The following is an 18,029-nucleotide window of genomic DNA, read 5'->3' on the forward strand; positions in this document are numbered from 1 at the left end:
CGCTGGGTTCAAGACACCACGACTTCGCGGAACATGCCGGCATCCATGTGGAACATCAGGTGGCAGTGCCACGCCCAGCGGCCGAGCGCGTCGGCTGTCACCAGGAAGCTGATGCGTTGTGCCGGCTGCACCGGCAGGGTGTGGCGGCGCGCAAGGAAGCGACCGTCGGGGCTTTCCAGCTCGCTCCACATGCCGTGCAGGTGCATGGGATGGGTCATCATGGTGTCGTTGTGCAGAATGACCCGCAGCCGCTCGCCGTGTTTGAAGTGCACCGGCGTGGACTTTCCGAACTCCAGCCCGTCCAGGGACCATGCGTAGCGTTCCATGTTGCCCGTGAGGTGCAGTTCGACCTCCCGGCCGGGGCCTCTCTTGTCCAGCGGCCCCGACGGGGTATGCAGATCCGCGAGGGTCAACACGCGCCGACCGTTGTTGCGCAGTCCGATGCCGGGGTCATCGAGGTTGGTGCGCGCCATGTCAACGCGCATGTCCGTGCTGGCACCATACTCGGTGCGAGCGTGGCGAGCAGTAGTGCTGGGCACGGCCAGTCCCCCCGCCGCCGCGGCGTGTTGGCTGTGATCCATCGCCATGCCACCGTGGTTCATGGCGCCGTGATTCATGCCTGCCATCGCCCCATGATCCATCCCGGACATCGAACCCGAGCCCATCCCGGTCATCCCGGTCATGCCCGTCATCCCGGTCATCTCCATGGCCTGGCCGGACCCGCCATGGTCCATGCCCCCCATCATGCCGCCCATCATGTCGTTCATGGTCAGCCATTCGACCGGATCGAGGGCAGGCACGGGAGCTTGAAGACCTTCACGCACGGCCAGCGTGGCACGCGCGTAGCCTGTCCGGTCCATCGCCTGGGCGAAGATCGTGTAAGCGTCATCCCGTGGCTGGACGATCACGTCGACGGTTTCGCCAGGACCGAATCGGAACTCATCGACGGTCACCGGCTCCACGTCAACACCATCGACGTGCACCACCGTGAGTTTCAGTCCTGGAATGCGTACGTCGTAGAAGGTGTTGCCCGCACCGTTGACCATGCGCAGCCGCACGCGCTCACCCGGTCGGAACAGCGCCGTCCAATTGCCGGCGGGGGTGACGCCGTTGGCCAGATAGGTCAGCGTGGCGGCAGACAGATCTGCGAGATCCGTCGGATTCATCCGCATCTCGTTCCACATCTTGCGCTTGTCGATCGCAGCGGCCGTGCCTTCGCGCGAGGCGTCCCGGAAGAAGTCGAAGACGGTAGGTTGGTTGTAGTTGTAATAGTCGCTTTGGGACTTGAGCTTGGTGAACACCCGCATCGGGTCTTCGTCGGTCCAATCCGAGAACAGCAGCACGTGGTCACGGTCGGCGTGGATGGTCTCGGCGCCAGCGGGGTCGATGATGATCGCCCCGTACATGCCCGTGAGTTCCTGAAAGCCGGAGTGCGAGTGGTACCAGTAGGAGCCGCTCTGCTGAACCTTGAAGCGGTACGTGAAGGTCTCGCCGGGAGCGATGCCATTGAAGCTGATGCCCGGCACGCCATCCATCTGATACGGCAGGATGATCCCGTGCCAGTGAATGGATGTGGCTTCACGCAGCTTGTTGGTTACACGGATTGTGACGGTGTCACCCTCGCGCCAACGCAATGTCGGTGCCGGCAGCGAGCCGTTGATGGTCGTAGCCACGCCTGGCTTGCCCGTGAAGTTCACGGGCGATTCGGCGATCACCAAGTCGAAGTCGGTGCCCTTCAGCACAGGGGCGGCACCGCGCGTCGCGGAGCCTTGCTGGGCAAATGCCTTGAACGCCGGCGTGGACAGCCCAGCGAGAACGCCGCCGGCGGCTAACCCTTGGACGAAACGCCGACGAGAAAGGCCCTGTGTGGGCACGATAAAAAAGGGTGAACGAGGCGGCATGGCCTGAAATCCTCCATAGATGACTCGGAAGTCGTTCTAAACGCCACCCCATCCTGAGCGGCACAGTTCGACGCAATGCAGGTCATGCTATGGGTTGGGCACTTTCCATCGAATGACCCCTGAATTACATTCATGTAATGTTCGTGGAAGCTGGCAACCAGTAAATTGCTGATTGAAAGTGGATGAATGCGTACATCGTGAGCGGCTATTTTTCCGCGCCGTAGCGATTTCATGGGACATGCGATGAAACTGCTGGTCGTTGAAGACGAGAACAAGACGGCGGATTACGTCCGCCAAGGTCTCATGGAGGCGGGATTCGTCGTGGATCTGGCGCGCAACGGATTGGACGGACACCACCTGGCCATGGGCGAGACATACGATCTGGTGGTCTTGGATGTCATGCTGCCGGATGTCGATGGCTGGCGCATCGTGCGTGCCCTTCGAGATGCCGGTAAACAGGTCCCTGTGCTCTTTCTGACGGCGCGTGGCGGTGTAGACGACCGTGTCAAGGGATTGGAACTGGGAGCGGACGACTACCTCGTCAAGCCATTCGCGTTCTCTGAGTTGCTGGCGCGGGTGCGGACGCTGCTGCGACGCGGAAGCGCTCCGAGCCAGCCTGATCGCATCCAGGTTGCCGATTTGGTGCTGGACTTGGCGCGCCGGCGCGCAACGCGCGCTGGCCAACGCATCAATCTCACCAGCAAGGAGTTCGCGTTGCTTGAGCTCCTGGCCCGTCGCCACGGGGAGGTCCTTCCACGTTCTCTGATCGCGTCGCAGGTATGGGACATGAATTTCGACAGCGATAGCAACGTCATCGATGTAGCCATCCGCCGTCTCCGCGCGAAGATAGACGATGCGTTCAATCCGAAGCTCATTCACACCGTGCGTGGAATGGGATACTGAGGTTGCCCCCGAATTTCGGAGTTCATAGCTCAACCCGGAGAATGCCGGTATGGAGCATGAGATGAATGAAGTGAAAAGCAGAGGGAAGTACACCCTGGAGTTCAAGCAGGAGGCCGTCAGGCAGGTGAAGGGTGGACGGGCAGCGTCGGTGGTGGCCAAGACGCTGAGGATGCCCAAGGCCAGTCTGACGAACTGGGTCAGGGCCGATGCCAAAGGCCAGTTGGGGATGTCCGCAGAAGGTAAACCCGTGGCGATGGTGACCCCCGAGCAGGGGGAGATCGCTCGGCTGCGAGCGGAACTGGCACGGGTAAAGATGGAGCGCGACATCGCAAAAAAAGCCGCCTTGGATTCAACCCGTCGCTGCAACGGCTCGCTGAAGTCTACTGGCAGGAGTTTCATAGTCCAGCGTTTTTCGAGGCCTCATGTTCAAACGCATGGAGATCGCGTCCAGGTCTTCCTGGCTGTAGACCGATAGGTCCGCACCCTTGGGAAGGTACTGACGCACCAACCCATTGGTGTTCTCGTTCGTTCCTCGCTGCCACGGGCTTCGTGGATCGCAGAAGAACACATCGACTTCAGTGGCCATGGAGAACGTTCGGTGCAGGGCCAGCTCCATGCCCCGATCCCAGGTCAATGATTTCATCAAGCCTCCTGGGAGTCGCTTGACTTCACGCGTCAAAGCCTGCACCACGCTGGCCGTGTCCTTGCCATCGACCTGGACCAGTAGCGCGAAACGTGAATGACGCTCCACCAGCGTCGCAATGTGGCTATTCTTTGCTCCCGTGACCAAGTCACCTTCCCAATGACCAGGAACCGCCCGGTCTTCGATCTGCGCGGGACGGCTGTGGATGGATACGGCGTCAGTGATCTGCCCACGAGGAGACTCCTTGCCCAGGCCTGCTCGCGCTCGCCGCATTGAGCGACGAGTACGAAGATGCGCCATCAGCTCCTTCTTCAGCACGCCGCGCGCCTGTACGAAGAGACTGCGATAGATCGTCTCGTGCGACACCTGCATGCAGGCAGTATCCGGGTGTTCTCGTCGCAGCCATCCAGCGATTTGCTGTGGAGACCACTGAAGTGCCAACTTCTGGGCCACAAGGCTGGTCAGCTCAGGATTCAGTGCCAACGCACAAGGTTTGGTGCGGCGTGCTTGCTCCCGGGCTCGCTCATCGGCCACAGCCGCACGATATCGCGCGGCACCACCATTGCGATGTACCTCTCGGCTGATCGTTGAAGGCGAACGACCAAGTTCCGCGGCGATCTGCCTGCAAGAGTGCCCCGCCGCCAAGCCGCGAGAGACCTGCTCACGATCATCTGCTGTCAACGCCGAGGCTGCCCGTTTCCGCGCTGGTCTATAGATGCCTCCGCCTAGCGCGAGAACCCCATGCACAGACCCAGGGTACTTGAACAACGCACGACCGATGTCGCTGATGGAATCCCCTGCCTTCCAGCGCTCCCACAACTCGCGCCTCTGCGCATCCGACAGTCCGGGACGTCCCAATCTCGCCATGAATTTTTACCTCGCTGCATCCTTGTACCAAAGGTGTTGCAGCGACGGGTTGAATCCAAGGCGGCGTACTTTGCACAGGACGTGTTGCAAGGTACGCCTGGATCAGGTCGATGAAGAGACGTTGGCCGATCACGCTGATGTGCGAGGTTCTGGAGGTCAGCCCCAGCGGGTACTTCAGCTGGCAAGCATCTGGGCGCGGGCCTGGACAAGGCCCCAGGCGCAGTCTTGGCGATGAGGCAGTGCTGGCGCACATCCGGGCCATCCACGCGCAGTTGCGTGGCGAATACGGCTGGCCGCGCATGCGCAAGGAACTGCTGTCGCGAGGCCATCGGGTGGGCAAGGAGCGGGTTCGGCAGTTGATGCAGCGCCACGGTATCCGGGCCAAGGGGCGCAGGAAGTTCGTGGTGACCACGGACAGCAAACATCGCCTGGACGCCCTTGCCCGCCAACTTCGCATGCCAACAACTGCGGCTGCCTGAAAACGGAATTGTTCAGGGCGGACTAGGTAATGGGTCACGCTGTTTGGCGTGCCAGCTGGCACGCGACGGAATTGCATCATGGGAAGTGGACGTCAACGCGGAGAGCATCCTTGGGGTAATCAGTGCGATGGTTTCGAGCCCAACGATTCAGGAGCACCGAACATCACGCCGCCTGCGACCGGCGAGCAGTCTGGGCATTCAGCGCAAAACCGACCAATGCAATGATGAGGATCACGGCTTGCGCTAAGGTGGTCTCTGCCGACGGATAAATCCCAAGCACTTCGATGCGTGGCCAATGGATCGGGCTGGCGCTCAGCCAACCGGCTTCTTGAAGACCCGCAACTCCCTTGCCCGCAAGCACTACAGCGAGGACAGCGACCAGAATCGAGCTGAGGCTGAAGAACTTTCCAATCGGCATACGGGCGCTGGTGCGCAGCATGAGCCATGCGAGGATAGTCAGGGCGGCCACCCCGCTCAGCAGTCCGCCGAGCAATGCACCGTTATTGCCGTCACCGGCCAAGGCCGAGTAGAAGAGCACCGTCTCGAAAACCTCGCGGTAGACGGCGATGAACGCCAGCGCGAACAACGCCCATGCCGAGCGGCGCGTCATGGCTGCGGAGAGCTTCTCCTTCAGATATGCCTGCCATTTACCGGCGGTGCTCTTCTGGTGCATCCAGAGGCCGACACTCAGCAGAACAATAGCAGCGAAGAGTGATGACACCCCTTCGGTCACCTCGCGGCTGGCGCCGCTGATGCTCACGAAGTAGGTTGCCATGGCCCAGGTCAAGCCTCCGCACGCGAGCGCCGTAAGCCAACCTCCATGGACGTAGGCCAGAACATCGCGCCGTTCGGCTTTCTTCAGGAATGCGAGCATGCCGACGACGATCAACAGCGCCTCCACGCCTTCGCGCAGCAGGATGGTGATCGAGGCAATGAAGGTGGTCAGTGGCTCGGCTTTGTCCGCCCCCAATTCGGTATCGACTTGGGCAAAAAGGTAGTCCAGCTTTTGGGCCGTGGCGTCGGCTTGCTCCAGCTTGCCACTGGCAAGTGCGCCGCGGTAGGCCAGCATGGCGTTTTCCACTTCAGTGAGAAGCGCCTGGTTGCGCGCGCGCAATGCCGGTTCCAGTGGTTCAAAACCATCCAGGTAGGCGGACAAACCCAAGCGCGTCGCGTTGGCCTGGTCGCCTGCGCGCGCTGCGGCAAGGCTCTCCTGAAGCCGTGCGCGGGCCAACCCCAGCCCGCCCGTGCCGTTGGCGGTGACGGTCACTTCTGGATGGCTGCGGACGTAGGCGGTCAGGTCGCGCGCCGCGTCGGGTGGCATCCGTTCGGACAAGGCGGCCTCGGTCAATGTGGCAGCGGCCGCCAGGTCGGGAAAGACGGCTTTGGCGGTGGCGTCTCGGCCCCAGGATTCTTCACCGCGCGCCCGCATGGCGTCGTCGTGCGACAGCGTTCCGGCGAAAAATGCCAATGCCCACCGATCCTCGTCGGAGAGCGTGGCGAAACTGGGCATCGACGTGCCGGCGACGCCTTGAGAAATGACTTGGTAGAGCGCGAGCACGCTGCGCGAGCGTGCCCGGCCGCGATCGGTGAACGCGATCGGCGGCGGGGTCAGCTTTGCGCCGAGCGGGCCATCGCCCCGGCCAGTCGCCCCGTGGCATGCCGCGCAGTTGGCTTCAAACAGCACCTTGGCGCGCGTGAGATCCGGCGGCGTGGAGGGGGAAAGCGGGAACGGGTACGCCTTGACCAGTGCCGCCGCCAGTGAATGGGCACTGTCGGCCACTGTCTTCGCGTCGGCCTTGGCTGCGATGAGTTCGCTCAGTGCCGTGGCCTGGCGTTTCAGTTCGGGAAGTGCAGGCGTGCTCGGCAATGTGGCGATCTGCTGCCCCGCTGTCGCGGCGAACTCCTTCATTTCTTCGTATTCGCTGGCACTTTGAACCTTGCCATCCCGCACAGCGCCGCCGTAATCGACCGCTAGGTAGTCCAGCAATTGCCAGGTTTGCTTAGCCTTGTCTTGCGTAGCCAGAGGATCGGCATGCGCGACAGAGATGACCATGAACCAAGAGAACAGAACGGCTGAGAGTATGCGCAGGGCTTGCATGAGGGCCTTACCGGCAGAAAGTTCGCATCACAAATGCGAATGATTATAATTCATTGTTCTTGCGGGCCGCCAGCATCAGGGAGCTGGCGGGGCCTGTTGTTATGGCATGATCGGCTCGGCCCACTGGTCACTTGACGGGAGCAGTTGCTTCCTGCGCATCACATGCGCATCCCGACAGCCCTTGCAGAATTCCGCACGCTTCGACAGGTCTGGCACCGGAACATGCATCGCGCAAATCGGCCAGCTGGTGTTCCAGCTCGCGCAGCGCTTCAATCCGTGATTTCACCTCCCGGATGCGCTCATCGAGAAGAAGGTTGACTTCACCGCAATCCTGCGCAGGCCGATCCCGGTAGCTCAGCAAAGTTCGCACGTCGCTCAATGGCATGTCCAGCGAACGGCAGCGAAGTATGAATTGCAAGCGCTCCACATGCGCCTCTCCATACAAGCGGAAGTTCCCCTGGCTGCGGCGAGCCTGCGGCAGCAGCCCCTCTCGCTCGTAATAGCGGATCGTCACCACCGGACAGGCAGTGCGTTTGGCAAGTTCTCCGATCTGGAGGTTCATGGTGCGGATTGGGATAAAAGGAAAAAGGACTTGACTCTATAGTAACTATAGAGTGTTAAATCATCAACCTCAGATCTACACAAGAGGAGTTGCCATGAGTGAATGTGGCTCCAAGGGATGTGGCTGCTCTACCGTTGTGGTGCCCAACCCGAAACCGAACATCGTCGAAGCAGCGTTGCCGCAGGTGCGCTACCGCATCGAGAACATGGATTGCCCGACCGAGGAAGCGTTGATTCGCGACAAACTCGGAAAGGTGCAGGGCGTGAGCAGCCTTGAATTCAATCTGGTGCAGAGAACACTGGGAGTCAGCCATCAGCTTGCCTCGTTGCGCCCTATCGAAGACGCGTTATCGGCCATCGGGATGCGAGCGGTTCGGATGGATGAGAAGGCAGCCCAGCAAAGTACCTGGTTATCCATCCAGCAGATGGACTGCCCCACCGAGGAGGCATTGATCCGCGGCAAGCTTGCCGGCGTGCCAGGCGTTGCGAATCTTGAATTCAACCTCGTCCAGCGCAGGCTGCACGTCGCACATACACCCGACGCACTTCCCAATGTGCTTGCAGCCCTGAAATCGCTCGGCTTCGACGCCGAGGTGCGCACTTCTTCGGCCCCTTCGGCAGCCGAGGCGCAAGCGCCTGCACGCACAAACTGGTGGCCGCTGGCAGTGTCAGGCGTCACCGCAACGCTGGCCGAGGTTGTGTACTGGCTCAACGGCGGCAACCACTGGGTCGTGGTCGCGCTGGCCGTGGTGGCCATCCTCACTGGCGGCCTCACGACTTACAAGAAGGGCTGGATTGCGCTCAGGAACCGCAACCTGAACATGAATGCGTTGATGTCCATTGCGGTCACTGGGGCCATGCTCATAGGCCATTGGCCCGAGGCGGCTATGGTGATGGTGCTGTTCGCACTAGCCGAGGTGATCGAGGCCAAGTCCTTGGATCGGGCTCGCAATGCCATCCGTGGCTTGATGGACCTCGCGCCGGATACCGCATTGGTTCAACAAGCGGACGGCAGTTGGGCTGCGGTGGACGCCAACGCCGTGCCCGTGGGCAGCCGTGTTCGCGTCAAACCTGGTGAGCGCATTGCCCTCGATGGGCTGATCGTCGAAGGCCGCTCCTCCGTCAATCAGGCGCCGATCACTGGTGAGAGCCTTCCGGTAGACAAGGCTGAGGGCGATTCCGTGTTTGCAGGCACGATCAATGGGGAGGGTTCGTTTGAATTCCGCGTCACCGCTGCCGCCAGCGCATCGACATTGGCCCGCATCATTCATGCCGTTGAAGCGGCTCAGGGAAGCCGCGCGCCGACGCAGCGTTTCGTCGATCAGTTTGCGCGGCTGTATACGCCTATCGTATTTGCGGTAGCCCTTGCCGTGGCGCTTGTGCCTCCGCTGGTATTCGGCGTGCCGTGGCTGGACTGGATCTACAAGGCGCTGGTTCTATTGGTCATCGCTTGTCCTTGTGCTCTGGTGATCTCCACGCCGGTGAGCATTGTGAGCGGTCTGGCTGCTGCCGCACGGCACGGCATCCTGATCAAGGGTGGCGTCTATCTGGAAGAGGGGCACAAGCTCAAATGGCTGGCCCTGGACAAAACGGGCACGATCACACACGGCAAGCCAGCGCAGACTGATTTCGCTGCATGGGGCAACGCCGATCCTGATGCGTCCAGATTGCTGGCCGCCAGCCTCGCAGCCCGTTCAGACCACCCAGTGTCCTTGGCAGTGGCCCGTGCAGCCGTCAACGATGGGTTGACACCGCGTGATGTAGCCGATTTCGCAGCGCTGCCTGGGCGCGGGGTTCGTGGCGACATCAACGGGCAGATCTATCACCTGGGTAACCACCGCCTGGTCGAGGAACTGGGCATGTGTTCGCCAGATCTGGAGTCCAGGGTGTCTGCGCTTGAAGCCGAGGGCAAAACCGTAGTGATGTTGACGGGACAGGAAGGAGTGCGGGCGCTCTTCGCAGTGGCTGACACGGTGAAGGACAGCAGCCGCCAGGCCATTGCCGAACTGCACCGACTGGGCATCAAAGCCATTATGTTGACCGGTGACAACCCGCACACTGCCGCTGCCATTGCCAGTCAGGTCGGCATTGACCGCAGTCGTGGCAATCTGCTGCCCGAAGACAAACTGCATGAAGTGGAGCGACTGTCGGCGGACGGGAAAACTGGCATGGTGGGCGATGGCATCAACGATGCCCCGGCGCTCGCGCGTGCGGACATCGGCTTTGCAATGGGGGCGGCGGGAACCGATACGGCCATCGAAACCGCCGACGTTGCGTTGATGGATGACGACCTGCGCAAGCTGCCGACATTCGTGCGACTGTCCAGTGCAACAGCTAGCGTTTTGAAGCAGAACATCGCCCTCGCGCTGGGCATCAAGGCGGTGTTCCTGATTCTGACTTTCACCGGGCAAGCCACGATGTGGATGGCGGTGTTTGCCGACATGGGGGCCAGTCTGCTGGTGGTCGGCAACGGGTTGAGGCTGTTGCGCCGATGAACTGGAAAGCCATTCTTTACGATTGGGGTGGCTTGAATAGCGCTCTGTTTCAGCTCGTCTACGAGGCCACGCCGCCGATTTTGATACCGCTGGCCTGGATCTTCAGCAACGTCCTGGGCAACTACTGGACTGCGCCCCTAGTGATGCTCGGACTGTGGGCATGGTCAAGATCAACGGCAGCAGCCGATCACGCCTTGGCAATTCGGCGGCAGCTTCTTCAATTCGTGATCGGCTTCGGCATCGCGATCGCAATAGCCTCCATCTTGAAATTTTGGCTCGATTTTCCGCGACCGGCAGCGGTATTTGGCCATTTGAATCACGTGCTTGGCACAGTGGAGGAGCACTATAGCCTGCCGAGCGGTCATTCCACTTACGCCGCACTTGTTGCCGGGGTGTTGTGGCCGCTGACAGGTGTACGCCACCGATTGGCGTTAGTTGCTTATGTCGTTCTGGTCGGCTGGTCGCGCATTGCTGCGGGCATGCACTTTCCCGCCGACGTGCTGGCCGGCTGGGGCATCGCCTCCGGCAGCCTTGCGCTTGCTGGTTCGCTGTTGACGATGCTGGCGAGTGCCTGGAGGCTGACGAGGCTGCGGGCAATCGGAATCTGGTACGGCTTGGCTGCCGCAGTGCTATTTGGCGATCAGGTCGCAAAGGCCGCCGTCTCGCTTTTTTTCGGCTATGGCGATCAAGTCGCTGTAACCCCTTTCTTCAATCTCGTCCACTTGAAGAACAACGGCGCCGCATTCAGCCTGCTGGCTGGTGCTGGTAGCTGGGCGCGTTTCGGTTTTGCCGCGCTTGCGCTGGGAGTCTCAATCTGGCTGATCCGCCTATTGCGTCAAGGAGTATCTAAATGGGAAGGCGTGGGTTATAGCCTGATCTTAGGTGGCGCGCTGGGTAACGCAGTTGACCGCCTGTTGCGAGGGGCTGTAGTCGATTTCCTCGATTTCCATTGGCACGGAGCGCATTGGCCCGCTTTCAATTTGGCTGACGTTGCAATATCCCTTGGCGCGATCTGCTTGCTTTCGGCCACCATGCACCAAGGAAAACGGGATGTCGCCGTAAGCGGACAAATTCCTATGAAAACTCCATAGTCGGATACAAGTCAAGGAATATGAGGCGCGTATCGGGTGTGATCGACACATAACTCAGGAGCCAGAAAGACTGATTTGGAGAATGCCGCTGGTGACCTTTCGATGGGATCGCTTGCTGAGCCAACGTCGGAGCCAGCAGTTGGTCTCCATAAGAGGAGGGTGAGTATCCGCTACATTAAGGACTGTCCGCTCCTGCCGATTTCGAAGGGCGCTGACAGCTTTCGCCGCTACGTCTTCGATTCACTGCAGGAGGTGCGTGACATGACGGCCGACTGGCTACACCGATACAACCACCATCGACCCCATGAAGCCCTCGGCCGAATCCCACCGGTCGAGTACCGTGTCAAACTGTTCCCCAATCTCTACTTCTGAGTGGCTCAGGTATTTGAGGGGACTTCAATGTTGACCCTCATTGCTTTCATGAAGTCCGCTTCCTGTGGTCTCACACAACAGGGATAAGTAGGGATTATTCGGCGGCGTTTCTAAGAAAAGCAGGCTTGAATCTTCCAAAAGGTATCCGTGCAGGTGACGGGACTTTCTAGGCCCGGTGACTTTACAGGTCCAGATATTCAGGCCGTTCGGCTGCTTGCGATGCAGTTGCAGCCTCTCGAAGCGCTTTTGTATCCACTGCCAGTCTTGCTGGCTCTCCTGCTTAGCCTGCGCGCCGACTTGCGGGTGCTCTTGCGCATAGCGCTGGAAGACCCCGGGACTGACCAGGTAGTCGGCCCTGAAATATTCATTTCAAGCCTGGGAGAGCCTGCCAGCCCCCAAGGTCAGCCGGTTGGCCAGGGCTGTGCACAGGGTTGATCGGGCATCAGCAGCCCAAGAGCGCATGTCCATCACAGCGGCCAGCCAAGAACGCTCCTGTGTGCTGGCTTGCAGCAGGCACAAAAAAACCACCTGCAAGAAGGCCACCCCCTTCTTGACGATCATGCGCAGCAGCCACTTGATGTTGTAGCCGGCCGCGCACAGCACCGCGTGCAGGCGGTCGCCCTGTTCGCCCTTGAGGTGGCAGCGACCCATGCGGTGATCGGCCTTGAGGTGCCCGATGATGGGTTCAATAGCCTGGCGCCGCCTGAGCAGCTTTCTTTCCTGCTCACTGATCCGCTTGGCCTTGCCCCGGTGCACGATGTGCACATCCGGGTTGTCCGCATCCACCCCCCGGTAGCCCAGATCAACGAACGCTGTCGCTGGTTTTGCATCGCTGTCCTGCATCAGGATCGTGGCCTGCTCCAGTTGCTCTGTGAGGGTGTGACCATCGTACGGGTTGCCGTGGAAGGCCCGGGCGCCCACGATCAGGTTGCCTTTGAGCGTGCTGGCAATGCCCACCTTCACGCCGAACTCGTAGGGCTGCTTGGCCTTGCCTTTGCTGATGCAGTCCACCTCCGGGGCATGCCAGGCGTACAGCTTGGGCTGTCCATCCACCGCCTTGCGCTGGCCGCTCTGGGCCACGATGCGCGCGGCCTTGCTCAATGTCTGGGCGAGCGCTTGGCGCACGGCTTGCCCGATGGCGCTGGCCCCAGTGGCGATCTTCCTCTCGATCTCGCGCTGCAGCCGCCCGACGATGGTGCGCTGGCGCTTGATGGCGCGGCGCATGCGCTTGAACTGGCGCGCGTGGGCATAGCGCCCGGCCTTGCGGCCCAGCTCCTTGCCTTCCTTGGCAAAGGTCTGCTTCAAGTCGATGCCGGCACCCTTGGCTGCTTCGACCAGCTTGACCCTGGCTGTCTCCAGCAGGCGGCTGTCGGTGGGGTGCGCAATCGCCTTGTGCTGCACCGTGCTGTCCACGATCACGCGAGAGAGCTCCTGCGGCTTGATCAGCTTGAGTTCAACGGCCACGTTGATGGTCTGCGCCAGCAGCTCTTCCACGCCTTCTTCGCCCAGCAACTGACGGAACTTGACCAGGGTGGTGGCGTCGCAGGGCTGGCGGTCTTCGTAGTACGCGCAGCCCGAGAAGAACTGCCAGCGCGGGGTGTCGGCCCAGCGGGCCACCACGCCCTCATCGGATTCGTTGAACGCGTGCTTGAGGTACAGCAGCGAGACCATGATGCGCAGCGCCACGCGCGGGCGCCCGGCCTTGCTGGCCGCAGCCTGGCGCTGGGGCTTCTCGCCGAACAAATCCAGATCGGGCATGGCCTGCCCGGCGTGGGCCTTGCGCACCAGCAGGTGGGCCACCCGCGCCTCGATCTCCTGCCAGGGCATGCGCGAAGACAGCACCGCCAGCGGATGGCGCAGATCGATCATCTGGTCGATGCGCGAGCGGAAGAAATCGTCGGTGGCGGGGCAGGTGAACATCACGGCACGAAACTCCCAGAAATCAAGGCGGATGCGCTATCAGAACGGGAGAAATTATACGCCGGAATGAAGAAAATATCCAGCAAAATCAATGGCTTACGAATAAATCAGGGGCGACCAGGTAGGTCGTGCCGCTCACCGTATGCACGAGCGCTTTTGCGTCGTTGATGATGAGTCGGCGGGACAAGATGCCCTGTTTCAGCCACGCCATGAAGTGCTCCCCGGATGGATGCGCTATCGAGGGCGCTGGCGCAGGCGACGACGGCAGTGACGCGGGCAAGGTTGGTATTTCGGGACGTGCGGCAGGCACCTGCTCTGAGAGCACTGCCGCGTCCTGCCCGATCGCGGGTAAGTCGCCGATACCCACCATCGAAAGCATGTCTTCCATCACGTCCGGCAAGGTTTGGAACTTGGACGAAGGAGCTGAAGATGAACGACCTCCTTCCCCTGGTGGATCTTCTTGGCCTTCCGGGGCGGCCAGCGGGCCGGCCGTCGAAATGGTGGTGAACACGTCAGCCTCTTTGTCCGTGGGCGCCACGTCGATCGCCACCGTGCCGGGGAACGGTGCCGGCCGCTCACGCGGCTCCCAGATCAGCGTGGGCGTTAGACGCAACAAGGTGAACGAGTGGGACCAGCCAGTCGTGCTGGTCACAGTCGCGCGCCAGACCGCCTTGCCGTCGGACGTCGGCTGCAACATGCCGTGATCCTGCAGGACGTTGAACACCGCGGTGTTGTTCGCTGGAATGCCGTCGATACCCTGAGACAGCAGGTGCGCACGCAGCTTGTCCGAGACTGTCTTGCTCACCAGCCACAGGGCATCCTCGGTGAGCCAGCCATCGGAGGCTTCCGGCTGGTTCAGTTTCAACTGTTCCTTGAGCAGGTAGCGCAACCCGTCGAGCAGCTTGCGCTGCAGCGCGTGCTTGGGCGCAGCCATGGCGCGGGCCGGATCGCCGCCCAGTTCCTGGGCCACCGAAGCCCGGTCGGCCTGCACGACAAGTTCGCCCAGCACGCCGGCGTGCTCGTACTGGCCGGCCAGGACGTAGAGCAGCGGTCCCCACAGGTCGGGATAGCCACTGAGCCAGTCCAGGGCATCACGGTCGAGGAGTTGGCGGTAGAGCAAACCTGTCGCGGCGCTGTGAAGCCGATATTCCCGATCGTCGCGGTAGCGGAAGCGGTACGGCTGGTGCAGCGGACCGTACCACGGGTGCCACAGCGAGCCATCGGCCAGTTCGACGTGCAGATCGACGGCGATCTTGCCGATGTCGTGCAGCAGCGCGGCATAGGCGACCGCGGCAGTCCAGGCTTCAGACTGCGCCGCCTGGTCTTCGGGACTGGCGCCAATCGGCAGCAGATGGGACTGCCGCAGTTTCAGGCTGTAGGCGACGATTTCCAGGCCGTGGTCCAGCATGCCGCCCGGGTAGGCATGGTGATGCGCCTCGGAGGCCGGGAAGGCCTGGACCAGCTCGGCGTAGCGCTCCAGGGGCGCCCGGTACAAGGTGGCGAACTGCTTACGTGAGAGCGACGTGCGCTGCCAGATGTGCTCCAGCAGCTTCTGCCGGCGCGGGGTGGCCAGCAGCGATGCGGCCGACTCGGGCCGCATCAACCCTTTCGGGAGGTCGGTGACCGATGGTGGCGTCGGAGCGGCAGCGACCGCGGGCCGTTTTCGCTGGAACAGAGAAAGCATGCGGGTGTCCTGTCGGGGGCCGAGCGGGAGGCCTTTTTGCCTTTTGGGGATAGAGCCTTTCCCCTTGCACTCCATTCCCTTGCCATTTCGACCCTTTGCGGCCTTTGGGTATAGGGCGACGGGTCCTGATCGTCCATCGCCAATGTGGGTTGCGGCAGGGCCGGATTGATGCAGGAAGGCTGGCTGTTCACGCCCTACGATGGGCCGATTCTTGGACCGGGAGAGCGCCATGAGGCTTCACATTGACAAAGTAAGGAAATTTCCTTACCATGCGGGTATCGCAATCAGGAGAGCCGCCATGCCTGCCATCCACGAAGTCGCCACGTTGACCTCCAAGGGCCAGGTCACGCTGCCCAAGCCTATCCGGCAGGCGCTGGGCGTTGATGCCGGCGGCAAGCTCGCGTTCGATCTGCGGGGCAGCGAAGTCGTCGTCACCCGTGTCGATGCCGAGCACGAGGACCCCGCCATCGGCGCGTTCCTGAGCCTGCTGGCCCGCGACATCGAAGCTGGCCGGAACGTCCAGGGCCTGCCCGAGGATCTGGCCCGCGCCATGCTGGAGCATGCTGGCCATGGCGTGAACCTGGACGAGGAGATCGACGGGGAAGTGGAACTCTGATGCAACGGCATGGCTGGACGCTGCTCTTCCACGACTGCGTGATTGAGCCGTTGCAGAAACTGCAAGCGGCCGCGAGGCGCGCGCAGGAGAACGACCCGAAAGGCTTCGAGTCCAATGCCAACGTCAAGCTGTTCCGGGCCTTGAGCCAGTTGATGTTGGAAGTAGTGCCAGGCGATCCGGCACGCGACGAGTACCGTCAGGGCAATACCTTGGGATCGGCCCACCGCCACTGGCGAAGGGCCAAAATCGGAAGGCGGTTCCGGCTGTTCTTCCGGTACGACTCGAAGGCGAAGGTCATCGTGTACGCCTGGGTCAACGATGAACAGACCCTGCGGTCTTCGGGTAGCAAGTCGGACCCGTATGTCGTCTTCGAGAAGATGCTCGGACGCGGGAACCCGCCAGACGACTGGCACGCGCTGATACAGGCAAGCAAGCAGGATTGGAGCAAACTGGAATAGGCATCCCTCAGTAGCAGGAGACGACCATGACCACCACGACCCGCATCAGTACCGCAGAACGACTCGGCCGCGCCTTGGGTCGCGGATGGCGTGCCTACGTGCGCGGCGAACGCCGGGTATCGAGCTGGTTGGTGTCCAAGGGGATGCCGGCGGCCGGTGCCACCGCGCTCGTGTGGGTGGTCAAGCTGGTTGCGCTCGGGGTGCTGCTGTACACCACCTTCTGGCTGGCGGTGTTACTACTGCTGGGCGTTGCGGCGGCATGGATGGCTGGCAATTCGGCTAGAGATGACGACCGCTGGGCGCAACAGGATGAACTGCGCAATGGCGAGGCGGGCTTTGGCCTGTATTCTTCCAATGGCCAGCGGCTCGACCCTCACGACCCGAACGATCCGTTCGATGACTGAGATTTGGCCTGTCCGTCACAGAACCTTGCCGGCTACCTTGTTTGCACCTGACCCGGCGCTATCACGCGCTTCCTTGGAGCCGACAGCAAGGTTCTGAGCAATCACCCCAGCCTTAACTCCGACCCACCCCAAGGCAGCGACCCAAAACGTCGGCAGGACCAGAAACATCGTGCCCGTGACGAACATCAGGAGCATGTCACCGAAGGCGTTGTTCAGTCCTACCAACGGGTCGAAATTGGTGTGCGGCCGGTTCCAGCCGAACCCCCAGCCATAAAGTGCGTCCAGGATCGTCGAATCGATCCAGCGCGCAAGCTGAAACCAGAAGTCCGTGAAGAACAGCGCGAACTGCACGACGCTGACCGTGACGACCGTCTTCAGGTCATAGGTGCCCACAACCAGCACGAGCGGGATGCAGATGACCAGCGCCATCTTGAGCAAGGCGAGCACCATGGGCAGGGCCTGTCTCACAACGTCCATGGCGGGAAATGCCGCAAGCGCGCCGACTGCCATCCCAACGTCTCCCGTGGCCCGCGTCACGATGTTCGGCAAGGTCTTGTCGATCTGGCCGCCGTAGTCCGTATAGACGCTGCCCTGGTTCAACTTCTGCTGCCTCGGCGACGCGATGGTGCGGATCACCGAGTCGTCCACCTCGGCCCGGCTCAGGAACCCGGCCCAGCCCGCCAGCCGATTGAGCAGGCTCGGGTCCACCTGTCCCAGCAGGCGTGCCCGCAGGCCATTGCTGCCATCAGCCCACCATTGCCTGCAGGTCGGGTAGCCACCGCCACTGGATACCTGGGCCAGCCCGGCGTCGCGGTTGCTGTCATAGGGCCAGTCATCGCGCGGCGTGCTGGAGCGATACGTGTCGTAGTAGCCGTTCGTGTCGGTGAAGAACCGCGATCCGATCCAGGTCACGTCGTGCATCTGCTGCTCATCAAGTTGAGGGCGCTGCATGAACAATTTGGCCCGTGCAGGCCCATAGCAATCCCGAGAGAAATCCGCTACTTCCTGAGCCAGCACCGGATCATCGATGCGCGTGGCGTCGATCTCCATGCGCATCTGCCGCAGGTCCGTGCCGCACGGGATTGCCGCCACCGAAGCGCCCGTGACGGCGCGCGAGAGCGCGTGCATGAACGCCCACCACACCGGCACCTTCGCCGACTGGTTGTTGATGGTGCTGAAGGACTGCGACCAGCCGGTATCCGCGGGCTGCGCCACGCTGACCTGGCACTGGGCCGAGCGCGAGCTGTCGTACTGGATGGTGTTCAGGTCCACGTCGATGAACGGAATGCCGGCGAACATCACCACCACGATGGCGACGAAGACCCGGTTCTCGATGCGGGCGGCGCTCAGCACGCCTTTATTGCCCTCGTCGGCACCTTCCGCACGGGCCTTCAACCACTCCTGCACGATGATGGCGACGAAAGGCAGCGCGAATACCCCGCTGGATACCAGCACCGCCCAGATGCCGTTGTTGACGATCCAGGACACCAGCGTCAGGTAGTACTCCAGGTAGTCGGTCGTGAAAAGCGTCATCGCG

12 protein-coding genes and 5 pseudogenes are annotated in these 18,029 nt (G+C 61.7%); 9 read left to right on the top strand and 8 right to left on the bottom strand.

Annotation, left to right across the window (positions count from 1 at the left end):
- Nucleotides 1–8: 8 nt before the first annotated feature.
- A complete protein-coding gene (locus tag I3K84_RS18705; RefSeq protein ID WP_011804655.1) occupies nucleotides 9–1,901 on the bottom strand; it encodes a copper resistance system multicopper oxidase in 1,893 nt (630 codons plus the stop codon).
- A 243-nt stretch (nucleotides 1,902–2,144) separates the two neighbouring features.
- Here I3K84_RS18705 and I3K84_RS18710 point away from each other — a divergent pair, with 243 nt between their 5' ends.
- Nucleotides 2,145–2,804 (top strand): heavy metal response regulator transcription factor, encoded by a 660-nt coding sequence (locus I3K84_RS18710; RefSeq protein ID WP_011804656.1) that lies wholly within the window; start codon nucleotides 2,145–2,147, stop codon nucleotides 2,802–2,804.
- A gap of 61 nt (nucleotides 2,805–2,865) precedes the next feature.
- Nucleotides 2,866–3,144, top strand: a pseudogene (locus I3K84_RS22360) (transposase); the annotation flags it as partial.
- A gap of 9 nt (nucleotides 3,145–3,153) precedes the next feature.
- Here I3K84_RS22360 and I3K84_RS18715 read toward each other — a convergent pair.
- Nucleotides 3,154–4,314 carry an IS30 family transposase gene (locus I3K84_RS18715; RefSeq protein WP_196995158.1) on the bottom strand — a complete coding sequence of 387 codons (1,161 nt, stop codon included), beginning with the start codon at nucleotides 4,312–4,314 and terminating at the stop codon, nucleotides 3,154–3,156.
- Between the two features lie 62 nt (nucleotides 4,315–4,376).
- Here I3K84_RS18715 and I3K84_RS22365 point away from each other — a divergent pair.
- A pseudogene (locus tag I3K84_RS22365) lies at nucleotides 4,377–4,745 on the top strand (IS3 family transposase); the annotation flags it as partial.
- 211 nt (nucleotides 4,746–4,956) lie between these two features.
- Here the strand turns inward: I3K84_RS22365 and I3K84_RS18725 are convergent.
- Entirely contained in the window at nucleotides 4,957–6,891 is a 1,935-nt protein-coding gene (locus I3K84_RS18725; protein ID WP_011804659.1) for a cytochrome c/FTR1 family iron permease, read from the bottom strand.
- Nucleotides 6,892–7,018: 127 nt separating this feature from the next.
- On the bottom strand, nucleotides 7,019–7,453 hold the full coding sequence (gene cadR / locus I3K84_RS18730; protein ID WP_011804660.1) for a Cd(II)/Pb(II)-responsive transcriptional regulator: 435 nt from the start codon (nucleotides 7,451–7,453) through the stop codon (nucleotides 7,019–7,021).
- Between the two features lie 94 nt (nucleotides 7,454–7,547).
- Between cadR and I3K84_RS18735 the strand changes: the two genes are divergently transcribed.
- The 3 genes from I3K84_RS18735 (at nucleotide 7,548) to I3K84_RS22600 (ending at nucleotide 11,410) form a co-directional block, all read left to right on the top strand.
- The gene (locus I3K84_RS18735; RefSeq protein WP_009518529.1) at nucleotides 7,548–9,947 is read left to right on the top strand and encodes a heavy metal translocating P-type ATPase; all 2,400 of its coding nucleotides are present in this window, start codon (nucleotides 7,548–7,550) and stop codon (nucleotides 9,945–9,947) included.
- Entirely contained in the window at nucleotides 9,944–11,038 is a 1,095-nt protein-coding gene (gene lspA, locus I3K84_RS18740) for a signal peptidase II (RefSeq protein WP_196995159.1), read from the top strand. The genes I3K84_RS18735 and lspA overlap by 4 nt, the downstream gene beginning before the upstream one ends.
- A gap of 102 nt (nucleotides 11,039–11,140) precedes the next feature.
- Nucleotides 11,141–11,410: an integrase core domain-containing protein gene (locus I3K84_RS22600; RefSeq protein WP_041835936.1), complete on the top strand. Its 270-nt coding sequence runs from the start codon at nucleotides 11,141–11,143 to the stop codon at nucleotides 11,408–11,410.
- A gap of 24 nt (nucleotides 11,411–11,434) precedes the next feature.
- On the opposite strand, the pseudogene I3K84_RS18750 reads toward I3K84_RS22600, so the two are convergent.
- The 3 pseudogenes from I3K84_RS18750 to mobH all read right to left on the bottom strand — a co-directional run.
- A pseudogene (locus I3K84_RS18750) lies at nucleotides 11,435–11,758 on the bottom strand (conjugal transfer nickase/helicase domain-containing protein); the annotation flags it as partial.
- A 119-nt stretch (nucleotides 11,759–11,877) separates the two neighbouring features.
- Nucleotides 11,878–13,330, bottom strand: a pseudogene (locus I3K84_RS18755) (IS5 family transposase).
- Nucleotides 13,331–13,430: 100 nt separating this feature from the next.
- Nucleotides 13,431–15,014: pseudogene (gene mobH, locus I3K84_RS18760) on the bottom strand (MobH family relaxase); the annotation flags it as partial.
- A 298-nt stretch (nucleotides 15,015–15,312) separates the two neighbouring features.
- Here mobH and I3K84_RS18765 point away from each other — a divergent pair.
- Genes I3K84_RS18765 through I3K84_RS18775 form a run of 3 tightly spaced genes read left to right on the top strand, consistent with a single transcriptional unit; the run spans nucleotide 15,313 to nucleotide 16,492 of the window.
- Nucleotides 15,313–15,630, top strand: a complete 318-nt coding sequence (locus tag I3K84_RS18765) for a type II toxin-antitoxin system PrlF family antitoxin (RefSeq protein WP_038204260.1) — start codon at nucleotides 15,313–15,315, stop codon at nucleotides 15,628–15,630.
- Nucleotides 15,630–16,088: a type II toxin-antitoxin system YhaV family toxin gene (locus I3K84_RS18770; RefSeq protein WP_011804662.1), complete on the top strand. Its 459-nt coding sequence runs from the start codon at nucleotides 15,630–15,632 to the stop codon at nucleotides 16,086–16,088. The genes I3K84_RS18765 and I3K84_RS18770 overlap by 1 nt, the downstream gene beginning before the upstream one ends.
- A 26-nt stretch (nucleotides 16,089–16,114) precedes the next feature.
- Entirely contained in the window at nucleotides 16,115–16,492 is a 378-nt protein-coding gene (locus tag I3K84_RS18775) for a DUF3742 family protein (RefSeq protein ID WP_011804663.1), read from the top strand.
- A gap of 15 nt (nucleotides 16,493–16,507) precedes the next feature.
- Here the strand turns inward: I3K84_RS18775 and I3K84_RS18780 are convergent, their stop codons facing one another.
- Nucleotides 16,508–18,025: a conjugal transfer protein TraG N-terminal domain-containing protein gene (locus tag I3K84_RS18780; RefSeq protein WP_196995160.1), complete on the bottom strand. Its 1,518-nt coding sequence runs from the start codon at nucleotides 18,023–18,025 to the stop codon at nucleotides 16,508–16,510.
- Between the last annotated feature and the right edge of the window lie 4 nt (nucleotides 18,026–18,029).

Source organism: Diaphorobacter sp. JS3051 (assembly GCF_015832135.1).
Lineage (GTDB): Bacteria > Pseudomonadota > Gammaproteobacteria > Burkholderiales > Burkholderiaceae_C > Diaphorobacter > Diaphorobacter nitroreducens.

Coding starts and splice junctions, on each gene's coding strand:
- I3K84_RS18780 (WP_196995160.1), bottom strand. CDS start 18,025: ATGACGCTTTTCACGACCGACTACCTGGAGTACTACCTGACGCTGGTG.
- I3K84_RS22600 (WP_041835936.1), top strand. CDS start 11,141: ATGGGATCGCTTGCTGAGCCAACGTCGGAGCCAGCAGTTGGTCTCCAT.
- cadR (WP_011804660.1), bottom strand. CDS start 7,453: ATGAACCTCCAGATCGGAGAACTTGCCAAACGCACTGCCTGTCCGGTG.
- lspA (WP_196995159.1), top strand. CDS start 9,944: ATGAACTGGAAAGCCATTCTTTACGATTGGGGTGGCTTGAATAGCGCT.
- I3K84_RS18715 (WP_196995158.1), bottom strand. CDS start 4,314: ATGGCGAGATTGGGACGTCCCGGACTGTCGGATGCGCAGAGGCGCGAG.
- I3K84_RS18725 (WP_011804659.1), bottom strand. CDS start 6,891: ATGCAAGCCCTGCGCATACTCTCAGCCGTTCTGTTCTCTTGGTTCATG.
- I3K84_RS18765 (WP_038204260.1), top strand. CDS start 15,313: ATGCCTGCCATCCACGAAGTCGCCACGTTGACCTCCAAGGGCCAGGTC.
- I3K84_RS18775 (WP_011804663.1), top strand. CDS start 16,115: ATGACCACCACGACCCGCATCAGTACCGCAGAACGACTCGGCCGCGCC.
- I3K84_RS18705 (WP_011804655.1), bottom strand. CDS start 1,901: ATGCCGCCTCGTTCACCCTTTTTTATCGTGCCCACACAGGGCCTTTCT.
- I3K84_RS18710 (WP_011804656.1), top strand. CDS start 2,145: ATGAAACTGCTGGTCGTTGAAGACGAGAACAAGACGGCGGATTACGTC.
- I3K84_RS18770 (WP_011804662.1), top strand. CDS start 15,630: ATGCAACGGCATGGCTGGACGCTGCTCTTCCACGACTGCGTGATTGAG.
- I3K84_RS18735 (WP_009518529.1), top strand. CDS start 7,548: ATGAGTGAATGTGGCTCCAAGGGATGTGGCTGCTCTACCGTTGTGGTG.